Raw genomic sequence first — 19,640 nt, forward strand, 5'->3', positions numbered from 1 at the left:
AGACCGAGGAGATTTCCGACGTATGCGCATCACAGTGTTCGGAACCGGGTACCTGGGCGCGACCCACGCAGCGTGCATGGCAGAGCTCGGACACGACGTCCTTGGTGTTGACGTCGACGAGTCCAAACTCCGCAAGCTGGAATCCGGCGAGGTTCCGTTCTGGGAGCCCGGCCTCGAAGAGGTGCTGCAGCGCAACATCGCGGCCGGTCGCTTGCGCTTCACCGCGTCGTACCAGGAAGCCGCAGACTTCGCGGAGGTTCACTTTCTCGGTGTCGGCACTCCCCAGAAGAAGGGTGAATTCGCGGCCGACATGAAATTCGTCGACTCGGTCATCGAGACGCTCGCGCCGTTGCTCACCAAGCCCGCCGTGATCTTCGGTAAGTCGACCGTCCCCGTCGGCACCGCCGAGCGGCTCGGCCGCTTGGCCCGCGAACTGGCACCGGCCGGCGACGGCGTCGAGGTCGCGTGGAACCCCGAGTTCCTGCGCGAAGGCTACGCCGTCAAAGACACTCTGCACCCGGATCGTCTCGTGCTGGGTGTCGATCGAGATCGGCCGGGTCGCGCGGAGGCGTTGGCCCGCGAGGTCTACGCCCAGCTGCTCGACGAGCAGATTCCGTTCCTGGTAACCGACTTGGCCACGGCCGAGCTGGTCAAAGCCTCGGCCAATGCGTTCCTGGCCACCAAGATTTCGTTCATCAACGCCATCGCAGAGGTGTGCGAGGCGGCGGGGGCCGACGTCACCGTCCTCGCCGACGCCATCGGCCACGACGAGCGCATCGGTCGCAAGTTCCTCAACGCGGGCATCGGCTTCGGCGGTGGCTGCCTGCCCAAGGACATCCGCGCGTTCATGGCCAGGGCCGGCGAGCTCGGTGCCGACCAAGCGCTGACGTTCCTCCGCGAGGTCGACAACATCAACATGCGACGACGCACCCGCATGGTCGAGTTGGCGCGGGAGGCGTGCGGCTCGCTGCTCGGTGCGCGGGTGGCAGTGCTGGGCGCGGCCTTCAAGCCCGACTCCGACGACGTTCGTGATTCACCGGCTCTGAACGTGGCCGGGCAGATCCAGCTACAGGGTGCAACAGTCAATGTGTACGACCCGAAGGCGATGGAGAACTCGCGGGCGCTGTTCCCCACGCTGACCTACAACAACACCGCTCTCGAGGCCTGCGATGGTGCCGACGTGGTGCTGGTGCTGACGGAGTGGAAAGAGTTCAAGGCTCTCGTTCCCAGCGACCTGGACGGCGTGGTGCGGAGCAAGAAGCTGATCGACGGCCGCAACTGCTTGGACCCGGCGCAGTGGCGTGCAGCGGATTGGAGCTACCGAGGCTTAGGTCGTCCCTGAGTACGGCCAGGCAATGCGACCGCACGATTCATTCAATGGAATGAACTGTTGGCCGTTGTGCATGCGAGTATCTGTAATTCGGATTAACGCACAACGACTACAAGGCGAACGTCTTGCTTTGCCTCCTCGACGAGTGTTGATGTTTGTTAGAAGCGGCCGTGGCCCCAAATGGCGGGTAAATCACCCGATAAACAGTACTCGACACTGTGACTGCTCACCAAGATTCGTTTGACGACGCTAGTGTGTAACGTTTTTGGACCTCGCGGCGTTTACATCTAGGAAATCCCTGTCGCCCGTTTCAGTTAGTCAGCGTAGGTGTGGTAAACCGAACGGACGCTGTTATTCATCTGTGATCTGCGCCGCTCACGTGGTGCTTCTCATAGCATCGTGGGACTATTCCAATTCGGTACCGGTGTCATTCCGGATTGGTTTCGATTTACAGATCAGCGTCCACCGCAAACGGCCGCAGTAGCGCAGAAGGAGGAGAGCAGGTGTCATTTGTCGGGGCTGCACCACGCTCACTCTGGGGATCCTCACGTTCCGAGGAGTTCAAGACTCGCAAGCTCACGTCCAGGCATGTGTGGGAACGCCAGTACATCGCCCGCCTTCGGGTGACCGACGTGCTGGCCGTGGTCCTGTCCGTCGCCCTCGCCCAGATCGTCCGCTTCGGAGGGGTCGAAACAACCGGCCTGGCGAACTCGGCGATCTACACCGGTGTCTCCGTTGCAGTGGCGAGCGTCTGGATCGCATTTCTCGCAATCTTTCGAACCCGCTCGACGCGGGTCATCGGCAACGGTGCCGAGGAGTACCGCCGCATCGTGTCGGCCACCTTCAGGCTCTTCGGTGTCATCGCCATCGTCTCGCTGCTATTTCGTATCGACTTTGCGCGTCTATATCTCGCCATCGCCCTGCCAGTTGGGTTGATGGCTTTGCTGGTCAGTCGGTGGCTGTGGCGACAAGTAGTTGCTCGACTCCGTACCGAGGACAAGTACAAGACATCGGTTCTGATTGTCGGAAGCCGCGCAGCTGCGGTCTCGATGGCAGAGTCGTTCGAGCGGTCGCCGTCCGCTGGCTATGCGGTGGTGGGTATGTGCATGCCCGGCTACGAGGTGCCGAGTGATGGAATCGTTCACGTCGAGGGGGCTGACATCCCGGTACTCGGTAGTGAGAGAGACGTCCTCGGCGCGATCGACGAGTGCGGTGCCGACACCGTCGCCGTCACCGCTACCGAACACCTCGGCCACAAGGGCATCCGCAAGATGATTTGGGACCTGGAGAAGAAGGACGTCGACCTCGTGGTCGCGCCTGGCGTCGTCGACGTGGCTGGCCCACGTTTGGTGATGCGGCCCGTTGCAGGGTTCCCGCTGATTCACGTCGAGAAGCCTCAGTACAACGGCGCGACGCGATTCAGCAAGGTCGCCTTCGATCTGACGTTTGCAGCGCTGGTTCTGGTACTGATCTCGCCGATACTGCTCGCAGTCGCCATCGCTGTTAAGGCAACGAGTCGCGGCCCGGTGTTCTACAAGTCGGAGCGGATGGGCATCGACGGCAAACCGTTCTCGATGATCAAGTTCCGCAGCATGACCGTCGATGCGGACCGGCAGGTTGCACATCTACTCGACCGCAATGAAGGTGCCGGCGGGGTGCTGTTCAAGATGCGTGACGATCCGCGGGTAACCCCTGTCGGCAAGATCCTGCGGCGATTCAGTCTCGACGAGCTTCCGCAGTTCATCAACGTTCTCAAGCGCGAGATGAGTGTGGTGGGGCCGAGGCCACCTCTGCGCCGCGAGGTCGAGACCTACAACGGTGAGGTTCGTCGGCGTCTGTTGGTCAAGCCGGGAGTCACCGGTCTGTGGCAGGTCAGCGGTAGATCCGACCTCTCGTGGGAAGAGACTGTCCGGCTTGATCTTTCGTACGTCGAGAATTGGTCGATGGTGGGCGACTTACTGATTATCGCGAAAACTATGAAGGCTGTGGCTGTTAGCGATGGGGCTTACTAGAGCTATGGCACGCAATGCAACTGGACCGAATGCTGGGCTTAAGGGAGTGACATAATGAAACGCGCGCTGATTACGGGTATTACTGGCCAGGATGGCTCGTACCTTGCGGAACTACTGCTGAGCAAGGGTTACGAGGTGCACGGCCTCATTCGCCGATCATCCACCTTCAACACCTCACGCATCGATCACCTGTACCAGGATCCACACGACAAGGACGCCAAGCTGTTCCTGCACTACGGTGACCTCAGTGACGGTGCTCGCCTTGTCACCTTGCTCACCGAGATCCATCCGGACGAGGTCTACAACCTCGGCGCACAGTCGCATGTGCGCGTCAGCTTCGACGAACCCGAGCACACCGGTAATACCACTGGCGTCGGATCAATCCGACTGCTCGAGGCCGTGCGTCTCGCCGGCTTGCAGTGCCGCTTCTATCAGGCGTCCAGCTCCGAAATGTTCGGTGCAACGCCGCCTCCCCAGAACGAAGACACCCCGTTCTACCCCCGCTCGCCGTACGGCGCAGCCAAGGTCTACGCCTACTGGGTCACGAAGAACTACCGTGAAGCGTACGGAATTTTCGCTGTCAACGGGATTCTGTTCAACCACGAATCTCCGCGCCGCGGTGAAACATTCGTCACCCGTAAGATCACTCGGGCTGTCGCACGTATCAAGGCCGGTCTCGAGCAGAACGTCTACATGGGCAACTTAGACGCCATCCGTGACTGGGGTTACGCACCGGAGTACGTCGAGGGTATGTGGCGGATGCTGCAGGTCGATGAGCCGGACGACTTCGTGTTGGCGACCGGTGGCAACTTTTCGGTGAAGGACTTTCTCGTCGTGGCATTCGAGCGAGCCGGCTTGGACTGGGAGAAGCACGTCAAATTCGACGAGCGATATCTGCGACCCACCGAGGTGGACGCCCTCATCGGTGACGCGAGCAAGGCCGAGGCGAAGCTCGGCTGGAAGGCTACGGTTCACACGCCTGAGCTCGCCAAGATCATGGTCGACGCCGATATCGCGGCCCTTGAGCACGAAGGTCGCCCGTGGATCGACCGTCCGGCGCTGCCGGATTGGGCATGAGCGCCGCGATGGCTGATGGGTCGGCAACCTCCGACTACATCCCAGCTCCGCTCGACCGAGATGCGCCGTTCTATGTGGCTGGGCACCGCGGCTTGGTGGGCTCCGCTATTTGGCGTCAGCTCGAAGCATCCGGGTTCAGTGACCTGATCGGCCGCTCGTCGTCCGAGTTGGATCTCAAAGACCGCGATGCGGTCTTCGCGTTCTTCGAGGAGACCAAACCGGAAACGGTAGTGCTGGCAGCCGCCAAGGTAGGCGGCATCTTGGCCAACAGCACGTATCCGGTCGATTTCCTCTCGGACAATCTGCGGATTCAGGTGAACGTGTTGGATGCAGCATTGGCGCAGAACGTGCAGCGTGTGTTGTTCCTCGGGTCGTCGTGCATCTACCCGAAGTTGGCTCCGCAGCCAATCAAGGAGGAGTACCTCCTCACCGGGCACCTCGAGCCGACCAACGACGCCTACGCCATCGCGAAGATCGCTGGCATACTGCAGATCCAGTCGGTACGTAAGCAGTACGGCCTCCCATGGATCTCGGCCATGCCGACCAACCTGTACGGCCCGGGCGACAACTTCTCCCCAAAGGGGTCACACGTTCTGCCCGCGCTCATTCGTCGTTACGACGAGGCGCGTCGTGACGGTGTCGACAAGGTGACCAACTGGGGTAGCGGTTCGCCGCGACGCGAGTTCTTGCATGTCGATGACATGGCTGCCGCGTGCATTCACTTGCTCGAGCACTACGACGGGCCTGATCAGGTGAACGTGGGCACCGGCGAGGACGCGACGATCAAGGAGATCGCCGGTATCGTGGCATCCGCCGTCGGCTTCGAGGGTGAGACGGAGTGGGATACCTCCAAGCCTGACGGGACACCGCAGAAGCTTCTTGACGTGAACAAGCTCCGAAACGCGGGATGGAAACCGGAAATCAACTTGGAGGCCGGAATTGCATCGACGGTCGCGTGGTATCACAGCAACTTTAGTAATCTCAGGCAGTAGCGGCATCTTGGTATACCCCCGTGCAAATATTAGGACCAACCTTAACTAAGGCAGAACACTATGACCAGTAAGGGTCGCGTACTTAAAGTACTTCAAGCACTAGTATGGATACTTCCTCATAGTGGGGTTAAAATACAGTTACTACGGGCATTCGGTCACACGATCGACAAGCAGGTGGTCGTAGGGCCAAACCTAGTTTGGGCTTGCTCTAACTTCGATATAAAATCCGACGTCGTGATTGGACCATTCAATGTCTTTCGGGACATACGGTCTGTCAAGTTCAACGGAAACAATCTCATTGGGTCTTGGAACTGGTTCAGCGCGGCACGTACATACCAGGATTACGAACAAAACGCAGGGGTGCTGGAAGTAGGGTCGGGATCTTTCATAACGAGTCGACACTACCTAGATTGCTCAGGACGCATCCAGATTGGACACATGTCCGGTATAGCTGGCGTCAGGTCCATCTTCCAAACCCACGAAATTGACGTGCGCAAGAACGTGACGACAATCGGACCCATAGTCATAGGCAACTACTGCTTCGTAAGCTCAAATTGTCTGGCGCTAAAAGGTTCGATTTTACCCAGTGAGTCTCTCCTGGCAGCCGGATCTCTGCTAACAAAGCCGACAATGCGGCAAGAAATGAAATCTGGACTATGGGCGGGAAGACCGGCTAAGAATATTAAAGAACTGCCTGGAGCCTGGTTTGACCGGAAAGACCCTCACACGTGGGTAAGTGAAAACGTCAAGCTAGATGCTTTAACCATCGATTTCGATGAGGGTCGATAGATGGGCAGCGGACACGAGCGCGTTTACGTTGTCGGCATTAACTACGAGCCGGAGCAAGCGGGAATCGGCCCATACACCTCAGAAATGGTGAACGAACTCGTAAAACGGGGTAAGCGGGTTTCCGTAATTACCGGGCTGCCCCACTACCCTCAGTGGAAGGTCGAGAAAGCGCACGTTCAGCGCACTGGCCGACGTCAGATCCGCGATTCGGAACGTCCGACAGTTTCCCGTGTAACACACTATGTACCAGAAAATCCCACTCTTGCCAAAAGACTGTGGATGGAGTCGACGTTCGGATTCCGTGCTCTGCTCGAACTGCAGAAGTGGCACCCGACCAAGCATGACGCAGTAATCTTGGTGAGCCCGTCTTTAATCTCCAGCCTTCTGGTATGTATACGCTATAAAGGCCGACGGCGCAGGCCCTATATGATTCTGTGGATGCAAGATAGTTACGCGATGGCAGCACGTGAGACGGATACAGCAACGCCTCGAGCATCCAAAGCTATTACGTTTATGGAACATTACCTCATCAGACATGTCGATGTTGTTGTAGTAATACACGAAAAATTCGCAGAGGGAATAAAGCTAGCCCTTACGGCTGGTAAAACAAAGGTACGAGTGGTTCGTAACTGGATAAAGTCCAACGAAACACGTTCACTACTTCCGGACCAGAATATCCGAAAGACTCTTGGTTGGCCTACCGAAGCGGTAATTGTGTTGCATTCCGGAAATATCGGAATGAAACAAGGACTTGAAAATATCGTGGCGGCCGCAAAACTATCTCAACTTTCGCACCCTAACATGTTCTTCTCAATCATTGGGGACGGAAATCAGAGAGCAAAAATAGAAAAGCTCGCGGACGGAATGCTCAACCTTCAGGTCAGAGGCCCGCTCGATTCAGATACATTCGTGTCGGCAATGAGGGAAGCCAATGTACTGCTCGTTAATGAAAAACCAGGGGTCAGTGGGATGTCGCTGCCGAGTAAGTTGACTTCGTACTGGGCGTCAGCCAGGCCGGTAATTTGTGCCGTAGAACCAGGGAGCAATACGCACGCAGAAGCCAGAAGAACTGGCGCTGCCCTTGTCGTAAACGCTGGCCAACCCCTTCAGCTGATCGAGGCGATCGAGCTTCTCGCGAACGACAGGACCTTACGGGATGGCCTAATCAAAAACGGGTTATGGCACGTCGAGAACAGCCTTAGTCTTAACAACGCAGTCGACGAATTCGAGGAAATTTTGTCGGTCATCGGTGCAGAGGAGTTAGATTGATGCCGAATCTTTCGTTGCTAATGCCAGCTCGAAACAGCGAAACGTATATCGCAGACGCGCTCAAGTCGGTTCTTTCGCAAATCCGCGATGAGGACGAGATAATAGTTCAGGACTGCCTATCGACCGATCGAACAATCGAAATCGTTCGCAAAATAGCTCAGAGCGATCCCCGGGTAAGGCTCACTTCTGAAGGTGATTCTGGTCAGTCTGATGCTTTAAACAAAGCGCTAGCCAAGGCATCGGGCAGATACGTCGGATGGTTGAACTCGGATGATATCGTGGCAGAAGGTTTCTTTAGAAATTTTTATAGAGCCATCGAAATCGACAGTGTTCCTATCATAATCGGCGGGCACCAAACGTCTGACGCTGACGGCACAATCTTGCGCACGTATCGGGCGCAGAAGCTCAACAAGCGCAAGCTGCTAACTTGGGGATGCTATATATTTTCCGGTTCGCTTTTTATTCGGCGAACTATGCTTGATGAGATCGGGGGTTTCGACACAGACCTGCATTTCGGAATGGATCTGGACTTGATGTTGCGGTTGCCCGCAGACGCTGGATGTCAGACGTTGGTGGACCACACCGCAGGTGTTTTGAGGTTGCATCCGGGTTCTAAGACTGGTTCCGGGCCACTGCGCTTCGTAAGGGAGGCCAGCCGAATTCGCTTATCAAATTCGGATAGTTTAGTCGACTACTGGCTGAGTGCAGTCGGGGCGTGTCTGCAACTCGCAGCGATTGCCACCACAAACCTGAGAAACTCGCGTTTCTATATTTACACGCGTGAACTCAAATTTCTTTCAAAAAGGTAAGGAACATAGCCCAGAATGTTGCAGACGCGATCCAGCTATACGATCGATTCAGTCAAGACCGCCGGAAAACTGCAAGCTACGGCGGTTGGCTTCCTCGCGTCTATATACATCTCTTTTGGCGGACGATTCTCGGTCACTGAGCTCATCACCGTGATGTCGATTCCTTTACTCATATTATCCGTCCCAAACGGGGCAAGATTCTTTCGTCTTTTTGCGAGCTCGTTCGTTGTCGCAATCGCGCTGTTCTACAGTGGATGGCGGTTCAACAAGCCCGAAACGTTGATTGTACCTGCAGTAGCCAATGTACTGTTCACTATTTCGCTAACCGTATTAATCGCCGCAATGCTGAAAAAGTATGGTCTCGGGCGTCTATCTGAACTGTCTATCGGTCTTGCCCTGGGAGTGATCGTCGGAACTTTGACAAGTCCAACGCTCTCTCAGGTTCAAGATTCATGGAAGTTTGGATATGGCGTTTCGCTGGCCCTAATCGCAGTTGTCGCAGTTGACCGCTTGCTCGGTCAGAAGAAGCTGTTCTGGGCGCTAATAATTGGTCTGGTTGTCAGCGTTGTGAATATCTATATGGGCTCTCGATCTCTAGCGATATTCGGGGCCGTTTCGATTATCTTCGCACTTGTCACTTTCTCATACGGACCAACAGGAATTGCTGGACGTCTAAAGCAGTCGATACGTAAGATCAGACTAGGGCGAATTGCGATTGCAACTGCCCTTGCATCTCTAGCTGTCCTGACATTGGTCAAGCTCCTTGCTGGCGGCGTTTTTGGCGAACTTGCACAACGTAAGCTCACAAATCAAAGTGGCGACCTTGGGCCACTGATTGGAGCGCGGAAAGAGATCGTGCCATTGTTGTTTAGCATAAAGGAAAGCCCGTTGGCTGGCTGGGGGCCGGCACCTTCACCGCCAGCGTCAGTCCGTAACCAAGCTGCATTATGGTTTGTTGAGCATCGCTATCAGTTGCAACCGTTCGAAATCGAATCGTTGTTTCGTGTACCCACCCTGTCGCTCCACTCCATCGTGTTGGGCTTGATTGCCACTGTGGGAATTTTTTCAATTCCTCTGGTCCTGTGCGTCGCTTCGGGCTTGTGCAGATCTTTCGTTGAAGCACTCCGACTGCAGTCATCGGTCGCGATATATTTGAGCCTTACCGGTATTTGGGCGTTCTTCTTTTCACCGTTGGGCGACACCACCAGAATTCAACTTGCGATACCGCTCGCGGTAGGTCTCACGGTGTCCTGTATCCGAAAACGGCGAGATGCAGCCGACGCGAAGTCGCCAAATTTAAACACCCATTTTGTACAGGCCGGTGAACGTGCTCGACGGTGACGAACGTAGGGCGGTCTTGCGAGGCGGCGGTATTCGTGCTTTGTCTGCCCCGCTCTACGCGTTGTCGGTACTCATTGTTACCTCGGTGACGGTTGCTGGCGCAGGTGAACTATTTACCCGTGTGTCTATCGTCGCAACTCTGGCCCTGCTAATTCCTTTTGCCGATCTCGGCTTGGGCGCGATTATTTTCAACTTCTGTGGCGTAGAAACTCCGCTAATTCGAGTTCAAAAAATTGTTTACTCAATAACGTGGGTGCTGGCAAGCATATCCCTGCTAATTTCCGGCGTTGGTATGCTTGCCGTTCCTATGAGTTGGTGGTCGCTGATACTTCAGAGCGATATCGGTCGCAACGAAAGTATTGTTTATACTCTGGCTCTTATATTGTTCGCAGTCAATATGCCGTTGCTGACTGGCTCAAAAATCCTTATTGCCAGGAATCAGAATCACCATCTTTCTACGATCTCCATAGCCGCACCGCTGGTTAGTATCGCCGCAGTTCTACTTTTCTTCGTTGTAGACGCATGGCCGCCACTTTATTCTCTACCGCTTATCCTGGGCTATACAGTAAGCAATTTTAGCGCAACGATTCTGGCTTGGCGCTCTTTGAGCCTGACGATTCATGGCTATTTTCTTAATTGGAGAGTTCGTCTTCCAGGCACTACCTCAATACTTCCGATGATGATTATTACTGTGGGGCTCCCTGTCTCCACTCAAATTGGTCGACTGCAAGTGCAGGAGGGCAGCGGGTCTGAATTGAGTTCGTATATTCTTGCCACGCAGCTATGTACGGCAGTTTGGTCGGTACTGGCAACTGCCGCGGCCGCTTTTTGGCCGGCTTTCAGCAGAAGGCGTGGAGACAATAAGATTGCTTATGGCTTATGGTTTCGGTCATCAATGATTTTCATAGCGGTTGGTTTAGTAGTTGGAACATTGTTTACTGTAACGCTCCCTCTTGCGTCTATTTTGGTTTCAAGTGGCGATATTCGAACATCGCATAGCCTTGCGATTATGTTGGGACTACTGCTCGTTGTGCAATGCGCACACGTCGTGTCCGGCATGTTGTTGACGCAACCTACCGAAATTTGGCTTCAGGCCTTAAGCGTATCGATGGTGACACTTAGCGTTGTGTTATTCGGCCCAACTATGGTTGCAAAGTTTGGTGCGGTCGGCGCTACAGGTTCCCTGGTTATATCAATTTTGATCTTCCACTTCCTCGTGGACATATTTTTGGTGCCGATTAGGCTATCACCTCCGCGCCCAGACGCGCTATTTGTTCAAAAAAACTCGACTGGTAGGTCTAGCTAGGGATCTGCAGCTAAAACACAACTGACGGCAATCGCGCTATAGATTTCCCTAAAGGAGCTTGAATGAAAATTCTTCACGTCGTCACGCTAGTATCTCCTGGCGGTGAATACGGGGGCCCCAGTCGTGTGAGCCTATCCCAGGCGTCAGCTTTACAGGCAATGGGGCACGATGTGGATTTGCTGGCCACATACCGCGGATGGCAAAGTCCGCCAAACGAGATCGACGGGGTCCGTGTTGTCCTTTTTTCGTCCAGAAGAGCACTGCGGTCGAGGCGATTTGCCGCAATTTTTTCAATCGCAGCAATTGTATGGTTGATGCGCAGATATAGAGACTATGATGTCGTGCACCTGCACTTCGCCCGGGATATCTTCTCTCTCTCGGTCGGCACTTTACTAAGCGCCATGCATGCGAGGTTCGTTGTCCAATGTCATGGGATGGTCGTTAAGAAAGATTCGAGGCTGGCGCGAGCAATTGACCGCATCTTTACGAACCGTGTCTTAAGGACGGCGAGTGCAATTCTCTGTTTAAATGAGGCTGAGTGCGACTCTGTTTCGGCTGTTATTCAGAGTGAATTGGCGACCATATCGATTCTCAGCAACGGCGTCAATGTTCGCCGCGACCTGGTTGCTCCGACGACGGCGGGGGTGCGGTTGGAAGTGTTGTTTGTGGCACGTTTGCATCCAAGGAAGCGTCCTTTAACGTTCGTCGATATGGCCGTTATGCTGCTCGATGAGGGTCTAAATGCGAATTTCATCTTGGTGGGCCCTGATGAAGGCGAAGCAGGTTCGGTGGAGAAGAAGATATTAGCTACGAAATATTCTTCAAGCATAAAATGGGTTGGGCCTATATCGCCAGACATGATTCAGGCAAGGATTGCGACTGCGGACATATACGTGTTACCTGCAATCAACGAGCCTTTCGGAATGACCTTGATTGAGGCTATGTCTGTCGGGGTGCCGGTGGTTGCCACTGCTAGTGGGGGTCTAGCGGCCTCGATTCGGCAGTACAAGTCGGGGCTGGTAGCGGAGGATTCGGTTGCTTCACTCGGTGCGGCCGTCCGGCAACTATGTAACGACCCCGCGTTAAGGCAGCGGTGTGGTGAAGGCGGCCTACGAGCAGTCGAAGAGGCCTATTCGGTGGAGGACGTATGTCGCAAGTTGACGGCGATTTATCGGTCGTTGTAATTATTGCAAGATAGTAAAGTTCAGGTTCCTGGCGCATGTGCTCTCGGTTGAGATCAGTTATATTAGGTGACATGGACAAATTACCTGTTAGAGACCTTAGTCGATTCACTGGGGCAGGCTACGAACGCGGCCGGGGCATTGGCTGGCAATTAGCTTGGCTTTTCGTTTGGGGCGCAATTGGCCAGCGGTGGTGGTGCCCTAACCGTGCAAGAATATCCATCTTGCGGGTGTTCGGTGCGCATGTCGGAAGCGGTGTTATTTTACGGCATGGAGTAAAGATTCACTGGCCGTGGAAATTGAAGGTTGGAGATAACAGTTGGATCGGCGAGGCCAGTTGGATTTTGAATTTGGAACCGGTCACGATTGGTTCAAACGTCTGTATCTCTCAAGGAGTGCTGTTGTGCACTGGAAGTCATGACCGGTTCGGAGAGACGTTCGAGTTCGACAATGGACCCATCGTAATATTAGACGGGGTTTGGATTGCCGCCCGCGCGGTGGTCTTACGGGGTGTTGAGATTGGTCGCGGTGTAACGGTTGGTTGCAATAGTGTCGTCCGCCGATCAATAGCTGCTGGGACTGGTCCGTACCCTGGGTAGGGTGTTGTCGAAGATATTGGCCCGCGGAGGTTGATCAAGGGTTCGCATTTAGAAGTTCGGTCAGGTAGTGATATGTTATTCTGCACCATGTCATCCGATGACGGCACACTTAGCGGTGCGCTGTTTTCCCTTTAATGTTTTTCGGACAATTGGCATATGTCCGTCTGTCTTGCGTGGCTTCTGTACCAATTGCGTGATTTGGATGTGCAGTTAGTAGTCATTCATCCAGCAATTCGGTTGCAACGTTATTTCCATGTTCAGCGGGTCATATCGATGGCGCTTGCATGTGACTTTAGGGGTGGGTTGTGTTTGCCTCAACCGAGTTTATTCTTGTAATGGTAATGATAATTATCGAAGAGCCACCCAAGTAAGCATGAACACGCGCGGTCTGGCATGATTGGCTTCATGCGAAGGAGCCCTCTGGAACGTAAGAACGTGTCGTTCGGCTTAACTATAGTTGCTGCACTGGTCGTGGTTTCTTTTGTAGCATACGCTGGTGTCACATCGGTCAATCGCCATGATCCAGGCAGAAGCGCCGTTCCATTTATTCAGCCCGATATCAATTCAGGTCGCTCATTTTCCGCGGTTTTTGTCGGCGACTCTTATACGGAGGGCGTCGGGTCTTCGTCTGATTCCTCGCGATGGAGCTCAGAAGTTGCTAGAGATATGCGGTGGTTCGAAATTAATCTGGGTGTTGGTGGTACTGGGTACTTAAACTCGATGGAATCAGCCGGTTGCATGCGCGCATCGTGTGCTGCATACATGGATCAAGCTGGTGTTGTCGCTCAGTTCTCTCCGAATGTGGTCGTAGTTGCCGGTGGCCAAAATGATATGGCGGCAATGTTGATAGATCCGTCCGTGGTGCAAGCGTCGGTCCATAAGACGTACGGCGAGATCCGAAGAGCATTACCGAATGTTCAAATTGTGGCGGTGGGGCCGAGCTTCCCTATGCCAGCCGATGATCCAGAGGTCGAAAGAAGTCGTCGTCTGTTGGATGAAACTGTCCGATCGGCGGCTGGAGAAGTAGCCGGAACTTATGTATCGCTTTTGGATCCCCCCGTTATCGACCAATCGATGGTTTTGCCCGACTTGACTCATGTTAATGATTCGGGGCATCGCAGTATTTCCGACCGTGTTGTTTCGGTGCTGTCGCGCAGATAGCCAGTGCGCGCAGCCGGCAATCTGGCGCTCGACTGTTGGTCGACCGGCTAAGCCATTGTGTACGGACCGACTTACTGATGCTGTCGACCGCAGTGCGCGGTTGGGCTACCGTGTGAACTTGGAGGGTGCCGGGATGAAGCACCTATCGGAGGTGGTGAAACTGAGATGTCGTTGTTGAGTTTTACCCGTTTGGCAACGCCATCCCGGAGTGATTTTTCTGATCCAAATCAAGCAATTTCTAGGCCCGACTAAAGGGGAATCGTGAGCGACATAACGTTGTTCCAACGATACTTCAGAACATGGGGAACATCAGATTGTCCCGGACGCGGGCAGCGACCGTCGGGTGACGCTGGCGAGTACGTGTCGCGGCAGCGGGCCGGTAGATGGCTTCCAGGAGCTCATCAGCGCAAGTTGGCAGGACGATTTGTCGGTTTTACGGTACCGTGCTATAAACGACGAGAGGCAATTTAGTGGTCGACAATTGGTTGCAAAAGGAACGTAGTCACTTTGGGATGGCTAGTGGGCTAGCATTAAACCTACGCCAGGATGTGAAGCGCTATACTTCGAAGTCGGACGTGGGTCTGTTTGGTTTGGTTCGTATACTTTTAGTCCACCCTGGTGCCCGTTCAAGTTTTTTGTTACGCTTGCAAGAAAATTCGCCGCTTTCTCGGTTCGGAATCTTTAAATCTTTTACTAGATCCGTGAATTTATTTTTGACCGGAGCTGACTTTGTTCCCGGTTGCGTCATAGGGCCGGGACTGATGATGCAGCACCCAAATGGAATAGTAGTTGGTTCGAAGGTGATAGCTGGTGCGAAGTTGACCGTCTTGCAGCAAGTTACGATAGGCGAGTCCATTGGTTCTGATGGCGATCTGTCCAATCCTGTTATCGGTGACGAGGTCGTACTTGGGGCCGGTTCGCGAGTTTTAGGTGGCGTCAAAATCGGTAACCGTGTCAAGGTGGGTGCTAACGCGGTCGTTCTCATGGACATCCCCGATTTTGCATCAGCCGTCGGGATTCCTGCGCGGATAGTGGGTATTTCGGGTGCGTAATACACTCGCACGGTGTCCGCAGGAAGTTATCAAATACGACTATTCTATGATTTGTGTGGGGCCGAGCCTCTTGGTTTCGATAGCCTGTGACCCTGTTTCAGAGCAATTTGCAGCGGCCATCTAGTCTGAAGCTTGTTTAGGATTCGTTGCTCCGCGAGTGCTGATTAGTCCATTTCTTGCTGTAGCGCGTCAATCCAGGTCTCGTCTGACGGCGGCTCCGGGCGACCGCTCGGGGAAGAACACGGAAATCTGTATTTCGGTAGCACTAGCCTTGTGGATCGAGGTGTGTGTCGGTGTAGGTGGAAAATGCGACGGTGGCAGCAAGTGGTCTTTCTCAGGTGAGTTTCAGATTCACTTTGCGGTGTGGATGTAGAACAACGGAATCGGGGAACCCGTGGCTTTCGCGTTTAAAGGTGCATTCATTGCTCTATGGGCTACGACGTGGGCTGTGAGATCGAACGCGACATTCGATCTCTGGCTCTAAGAGATTCGGTTCGGGTGTTGGTGACGAGCTTTGGCCATCTGCCCAAAACTGTTTAAAGTGCGAAAGAATACGATGTCTCCGCTGAGATCGGTTACGACCGCTGCGTAGATGGGGCGAGGGAGGCTCGGCACTGTCAACCACCTCGACGGTGACGGTGCTGAACCAGCGGCGCTGGATGGGGCTCGCTGAATATGGTAGACCGAAGTGCGGAATGGGTCGAGCGGTGCCGGAAGCGTATGGAATCCGGAGAAATGAACGCGACGACCCAGCCGAACGTTGAAATGGCAAGTTTCCGTCGAGATTAGGCGCGATTCAATTGTGCAGGGATGCGCTCGCTCGCATCCGGTACACGGGAAGTGAGCAGCTATGTAACGATTGAGCGACACACCAGCCCGTTGCGGGGTGTCGACGAACGGACGAGGAGTACGAAGCGTGGAGATACAGGACTATCTGAAAATCCTGAAGGCTCGGTGGATCATCATCGCCGTTACCGTGGTCGTGGCGGTCCTTGGTGCCCTGGGTGCGTCCCTGCTGACGACGCCGCTGTACGAATCGAGCGCCAGAATGTTTGTGTCCACCTCAGGGGGAACGTCAGTCAGTGAGACGTACCAGGGCAACTTGTTCTCGCAGCAGCGCGTGGCCTCGTACTCGGAGCTGGTGACCAGCGAAGCGCTGGCGGCGCGTGTACTCGATGTACTTCCGCTTAACTTGAGTCCGTCTGAACTGGCTGCAAAAGTTAGGGCATCCTCGACTCCCGACACCGTTCTGTTTGACATCACCGTGACCGACGCGTCGTCAGGACAGGCGCGCGACATCGCGAATGCTATGGCAGCCGAGTTGACGAATCAGGTCCGTGAGCTTGAGACGCCAGGAGACGGTGGCTCCCCGTCGGCCGGAGTAAAGACCTTCCAGCAAGCCGATGCATCGTCGGCACCAGTCAGCCCTAAGACGAAGCGCAACCTTGCCCTGGGTGCCGCAGTGGGTCTACTGCTCGGCATCGCGCTAGCGGTCTTGCGGGACCGTTTGGACAATACGATCAAGAATCGTCGTGAGATCGAGTCGATTTCTGGCAAGGCGCTCGTCGGTACCATTCCGTTCGACAAAGAACGCAAGGCGCATCCGGCGATCGACTTCCAAGATCTCACCCAGTCGGCCAGTGCCGAGGCGTTCCGTGAGCTTCGCACCAACTTGCAGTTCCTCGAAGTCGACCATCCACCACGAGTCATCGTCGTCACGAGTGCGATTCCCAGTGAAGGCAAGACGACCACCGCAGTTAATCTCGCCGTGGCACTGGCCGAAGCAGGCCACCACGTGGCTCTCGTCGAAGGCGATCTGAGGCGTCCCCGTGTCTCGAAGTACATGGGTCTGATCGGCTCGGTCGGAATGAGTACCGTTCTCGCCGGCCAGGCAACGGTAGAAGAGGTTCTGCAGCCCACCAAGTACGAGGGCCTGCACGCCATGGCCTCGGGACCCATCCCGCCGAACCCGTCCGAGCTGTTGGGCTCGGAAGCCTCGCGTGCTCTGTTGGTCGAACTTCGTTCGAGGTTCGACTACGTGATCGTCGACGGTGCCCCGTTGCTGCCCGTCACCGACTCGGCTGTCCTCACCACCCATGCGGATGGTGCTCTGCTCGTCACCCGCTACGGACACACGAAGTCCAACGAACTCGCGCGAGCGATCGGCAATCTCGAAACCATCGGTGCCCGTGTCCTCGGCGTGGTGCTGGCGTTGACCCCGTCGAAGAAGGGGGACATGTACAGCTACTCGTACAACTACACCGCCGATACCAACCTGCCGCGTCAGGTGGTGCCCCCGGTACCCGCACCGGCACCCCAAGGCCCGGTCCAGCATCCGACGCCGGCAGCTGCACCCACTCCGCCACAGGCGGCCTCGACGTACCCCGGATCGGCGCAGCCTGCGCCGTCGGCACCGACCGAAACTGCACGCACGGCCGTCAGTGCGGCTCCATACGGACGAGCACGCCGTCCCGAGGTGCACACCGACCCGTCGACGAACGGCACCGACAACCCCCGTTTCCGTAAATAGTCGGTTCCGCCAACACAAAAGCAGTTCGCATCGTGATGTATCACGGCCGCAACCGACAATGCCCCGCCACATTCACAGTGGCGGGGCATTGTCGATTGTTGGAAGCTAGACGCGACCCTCGAATTCCGCGAGCACGAACAGCACGATCAGTGCAAGCGTCAGGACTACCAATATGATCCAAACAAATGGATGCGCATTTTCTGGTGGCCTGACTCGGTCCCTACGTCGATTTCCGAACACGGAACGAACTGTAAGTCAGCCGAAGAACAACCGCAGCCCCGTCGCGCCTAGTGTGACGAAGACGCGCGGGGCTGGGGTTATCGGGCTGTCAGCGCTGGGCTGTCAACGCTGGGGAGTCAACATTGCGGGACGTCGATGCTGACCGTCGGCTGATCGACCAACGGTTGCACGGGCACCGTCGCCTCACCCGGAGCTGACGGCTCCTCGAGCTCCCAGGTAACCGTCTGCGACTTTCCGGGCGGGATAGTGAGATACGCGGCCTGCACGGGACGACCCAATTCGGTTCCGGCCTGTATGGAGAATCCGGAAACCCCGTTCACCTTCATGGACGTGATCTTTGCGCCCTGAGTGCCGTACAGATACACGATCGATTCGTTGGTGCCATAGGGGACGTTGGGCTGGAACGTGCTCGCTACGTAGGACGTCAGGCCGTTCGGATCCACGTTGTTGGTCAGCGTCGCCGTCACTGTCGACTTACGCGTACCGGCGGTGCAGGATTCGGCCGAATACTTGATATCGCGCGCCAGGTAGTAATCGAGCTTGTTGCCACCGGCATTGTTGACTACCACATTGGCGTAGGGAGCCGGGCTGTCCGGCAACACGTGACCCACCTTGGTACCGGCCAAAATTGCCTCCTCGGCAGGATCTGCGCTCCACACCGAAATACGGCCTTCGCTGCCGGCGCGGCCCACCGCGTCGAGCAGAGATCTGGTGGGGGCCGCACCCGTGGTCATCTTCTGTACCACTGCAGACGCGATCTGCTGCAGATACGCCTTGCGTGCCAACTGGTCGTCGCCGAACCTCGAATAGGCTGTGCTGAGGGTGATTTCGACGACGTTATCTGCGGTGATCTGCTCTCCGTCGGCCAGCGTGACCGGGCCGGTGGCTCCGAGAATGTAGCTCAACGCAATTGGATCGGTGGCAATGGCACCGTTGAGTACCTCACCGGTCTGCTCCGTCCACATCGACGACCAGATCTGGCCGGCATACGGAAAGTGTGGGCTCGCATTCGAGTTTCGGAAGTCGGTCGTGGTGTTACGCGGTGCCCACAGTGCGTTGTACTCGGGGCCCAGGTCGATGGGCTGCTTCGCGAATTCGAGTTCGTTGTTGGCACCGAGAGTGTCGACACGGGCCGTGCCGTTCTCGGCCCGAATGATGCCGTAGCCGCCGAGCAGGCCGCCGGTACCGCGGGCCTCGGCGTTGGTCTGGAACGCGAGAAAGTAACTGCGCGGGCCGTTGTCGCCGAGCATCGACGGCAACAGCTGACTGGCGATGTGAGTGTTGGTGAGCAGTCCGGCGAGGTCGTGTGTTTGATCGATCAACGACGTACGTGCATCGTTGACGACGCCGAGGAATGCGGGCTCGTCCACCTGCTGGGCCCGCACGCTCAATTCCTCGGCTGCGGCGGCGGTCTGCTCCAGCACAGGTTGTGCGTCTCGCAGAGCCGCGGTATCGACCTTGCCGCCACCTTCGACGAGGCTGCTGGGATTCAGGCTTTCGCCGGCCGTCGATGCCGGGGTGAGGACGTCCACGGCCAGTCCGTGCACCACATCGGTGATCTGAGCTACCGATTTCAGCGGACTACCAAGGTAAGGAACGGCTTTCGCTATCGAAAACGGGATGGACGTCGTTGCCGACACCGCGTCGTCCGCCGATTCCGAGGCCCGCGCGGCCGCAGCCTCGGCACCGGCCGCATCACCGTCGAGCAGAGCATCTTTCGCCTGCGTAGCGGAGTCGCGCGTCGCGTTCAGGCTGGACTGAGCGGTGTAGGCCTCGTACCCCAGCCACACCAGAAACGCGACCAGGACGACCAGCAACACTCCCACCGTGAGGAGAATCGGCCGCTTCTTGCCGGATCGAGAACCACGAACATCGGTGGAACTGGTCGCCATTGTCGGTGGCCTCTCGGTCATAGGAAGTCGGTCGAGTGCATAGCCTAAAGGGGAGCGGCG

14 protein-coding genes are annotated in these 19,640 nt (G+C 56.0%); 13 read left to right on the forward strand and 1 reads right to left on the reverse strand.

What is annotated here, in order from left to right; genetic code table 11:
* The first annotated feature begins 22 nt into the window (after positions 1 to 22).
* The 13 genes from K414_RS0108115 to K414_RS0108155 all read left to right on the forward strand — a co-directional run bounded on the left by K414_RS0108115 (position 23) and on the right by K414_RS0108155 (position 17,448).
* The gene (locus K414_RS0108115) at positions 23 to 1,342 is read left to right on the forward strand and encodes a UDP-glucose/GDP-mannose dehydrogenase family protein (RefSeq protein WP_027495495.1); all 1,320 of its coding nucleotides are present in this window, start codon (positions 23 to 25) and stop codon (positions 1,340 to 1,342) included.
* A 491-nt stretch (positions 1,343 to 1,833) separates the two neighbouring features.
* Positions 1,834 to 3,342, forward strand: coding sequence for a sugar transferase (locus K414_RS0108120; protein WP_202595054.1), 1,509 nt, complete (start codon positions 1,834 to 1,836; stop codon positions 3,340 to 3,342).
* 54 nt (positions 3,343 to 3,396) lie between these two features.
* Entirely contained in the window at positions 3,397 to 4,419 is a 1,023-nt protein-coding gene (gmd, locus tag K414_RS0108125; RefSeq protein ID WP_027495497.1) for a GDP-mannose 4,6-dehydratase, read from the forward strand.
* A gap of 8 nt (positions 4,420 to 4,427) precedes the next feature.
* A complete protein-coding gene (locus tag K414_RS0108130) occupies positions 4,428 to 5,411 on the forward strand; it encodes a GDP-L-fucose synthase (protein WP_202595101.1) in 984 nt (327 codons plus the stop codon).
* A gap of 789 nt (positions 5,412 to 6,200) precedes the next feature.
* Positions 6,201 to 7,469, forward strand: a complete 1,269-nt coding sequence (locus K414_RS28495; protein ID WP_081701556.1) for a glycosyltransferase family 4 protein — start codon at positions 6,201 to 6,203, stop codon at positions 7,467 to 7,469.
* Positions 7,469 to 8,278, forward strand: coding sequence for a glycosyltransferase (locus K414_RS26385; RefSeq protein WP_051365000.1), 810 nt, complete (start codon positions 7,469 to 7,471; stop codon positions 8,276 to 8,278). The genes K414_RS28495 and K414_RS26385 overlap by 1 nt, the downstream gene beginning before the upstream one ends.
* Before the next feature lie 15 nt (positions 8,279 to 8,293).
* Positions 8,294 to 9,619, forward strand: a complete 1,326-nt coding sequence (locus tag K414_RS28860) for a hypothetical protein (protein ID WP_152530382.1) — start codon at positions 8,294 to 8,296, stop codon at positions 9,617 to 9,619.
* Complete coding sequence (locus K414_RS28865) at positions 9,600 to 10,925, forward strand: hypothetical protein (protein WP_152530383.1); 1,326 nt, start codon at positions 9,600 to 9,602, stop codon at positions 10,923 to 10,925. The genes K414_RS28860 and K414_RS28865 overlap by 20 nt, the downstream gene beginning before the upstream one ends.
* Positions 10,926 to 10,987: 62 nt before the next feature.
* A complete protein-coding gene (locus K414_RS0108145; protein ID WP_027495499.1) occupies positions 10,988 to 12,109 on the forward strand; it encodes a glycosyltransferase in 1,122 nt (373 codons plus the stop codon).
* A gap of 71 nt (positions 12,110 to 12,180) precedes the next feature.
* Positions 12,181 to 12,705: a DapH/DapD/GlmU-related protein gene (locus K414_RS28500; protein WP_081701557.1), complete on the forward strand. Its 525-nt coding sequence runs from the start codon at positions 12,181 to 12,183 to the stop codon at positions 12,703 to 12,705.
* 435 nt (positions 12,706 to 13,140) lie between these two features.
* Positions 13,141 to 13,866, forward strand: a complete 726-nt coding sequence (locus K414_RS28505; protein ID WP_161631783.1) for an SGNH/GDSL hydrolase family protein — start codon at positions 13,141 to 13,143, stop codon at positions 13,864 to 13,866.
* Positions 13,867 to 14,336: 470 nt separating this feature from the next.
* A complete protein-coding gene (locus tag K414_RS28510) occupies positions 14,337 to 14,918 on the forward strand; it encodes a serine acetyltransferase (protein ID WP_152530384.1) in 582 nt (193 codons plus the stop codon).
* Between the two features lie 916 nt (positions 14,919 to 15,834).
* The gene (locus tag K414_RS0108155; protein ID WP_027495501.1) at positions 15,835 to 17,448 is read left to right on the forward strand and encodes a polysaccharide biosynthesis tyrosine autokinase; all 1,614 of its coding nucleotides are present in this window, start codon (positions 15,835 to 15,837) and stop codon (positions 17,446 to 17,448) included.
* Between the two features lie 356 nt (positions 17,449 to 17,804).
* On the opposite strand, the gene K414_RS0108160 is transcribed toward K414_RS0108155, so the two are convergent.
* Positions 17,805 to 19,580 (reverse strand): DUF4012 domain-containing protein, encoded by a 1,776-nt coding sequence (locus K414_RS0108160; protein ID WP_027495502.1) that lies wholly within the window; start codon positions 19,578 to 19,580, stop codon positions 17,805 to 17,807.
* Positions 19,581 to 19,640 lie beyond the last annotated feature (60 nt).

Source organism: Rhodococcus sp. JG-3, from assembly GCF_000482405.1.
Taxonomy (GTDB): domain Bacteria; phylum Actinomycetota; class Actinomycetes; order Mycobacteriales; family Mycobacteriaceae; genus Rhodococcoides; species Rhodococcoides fascians.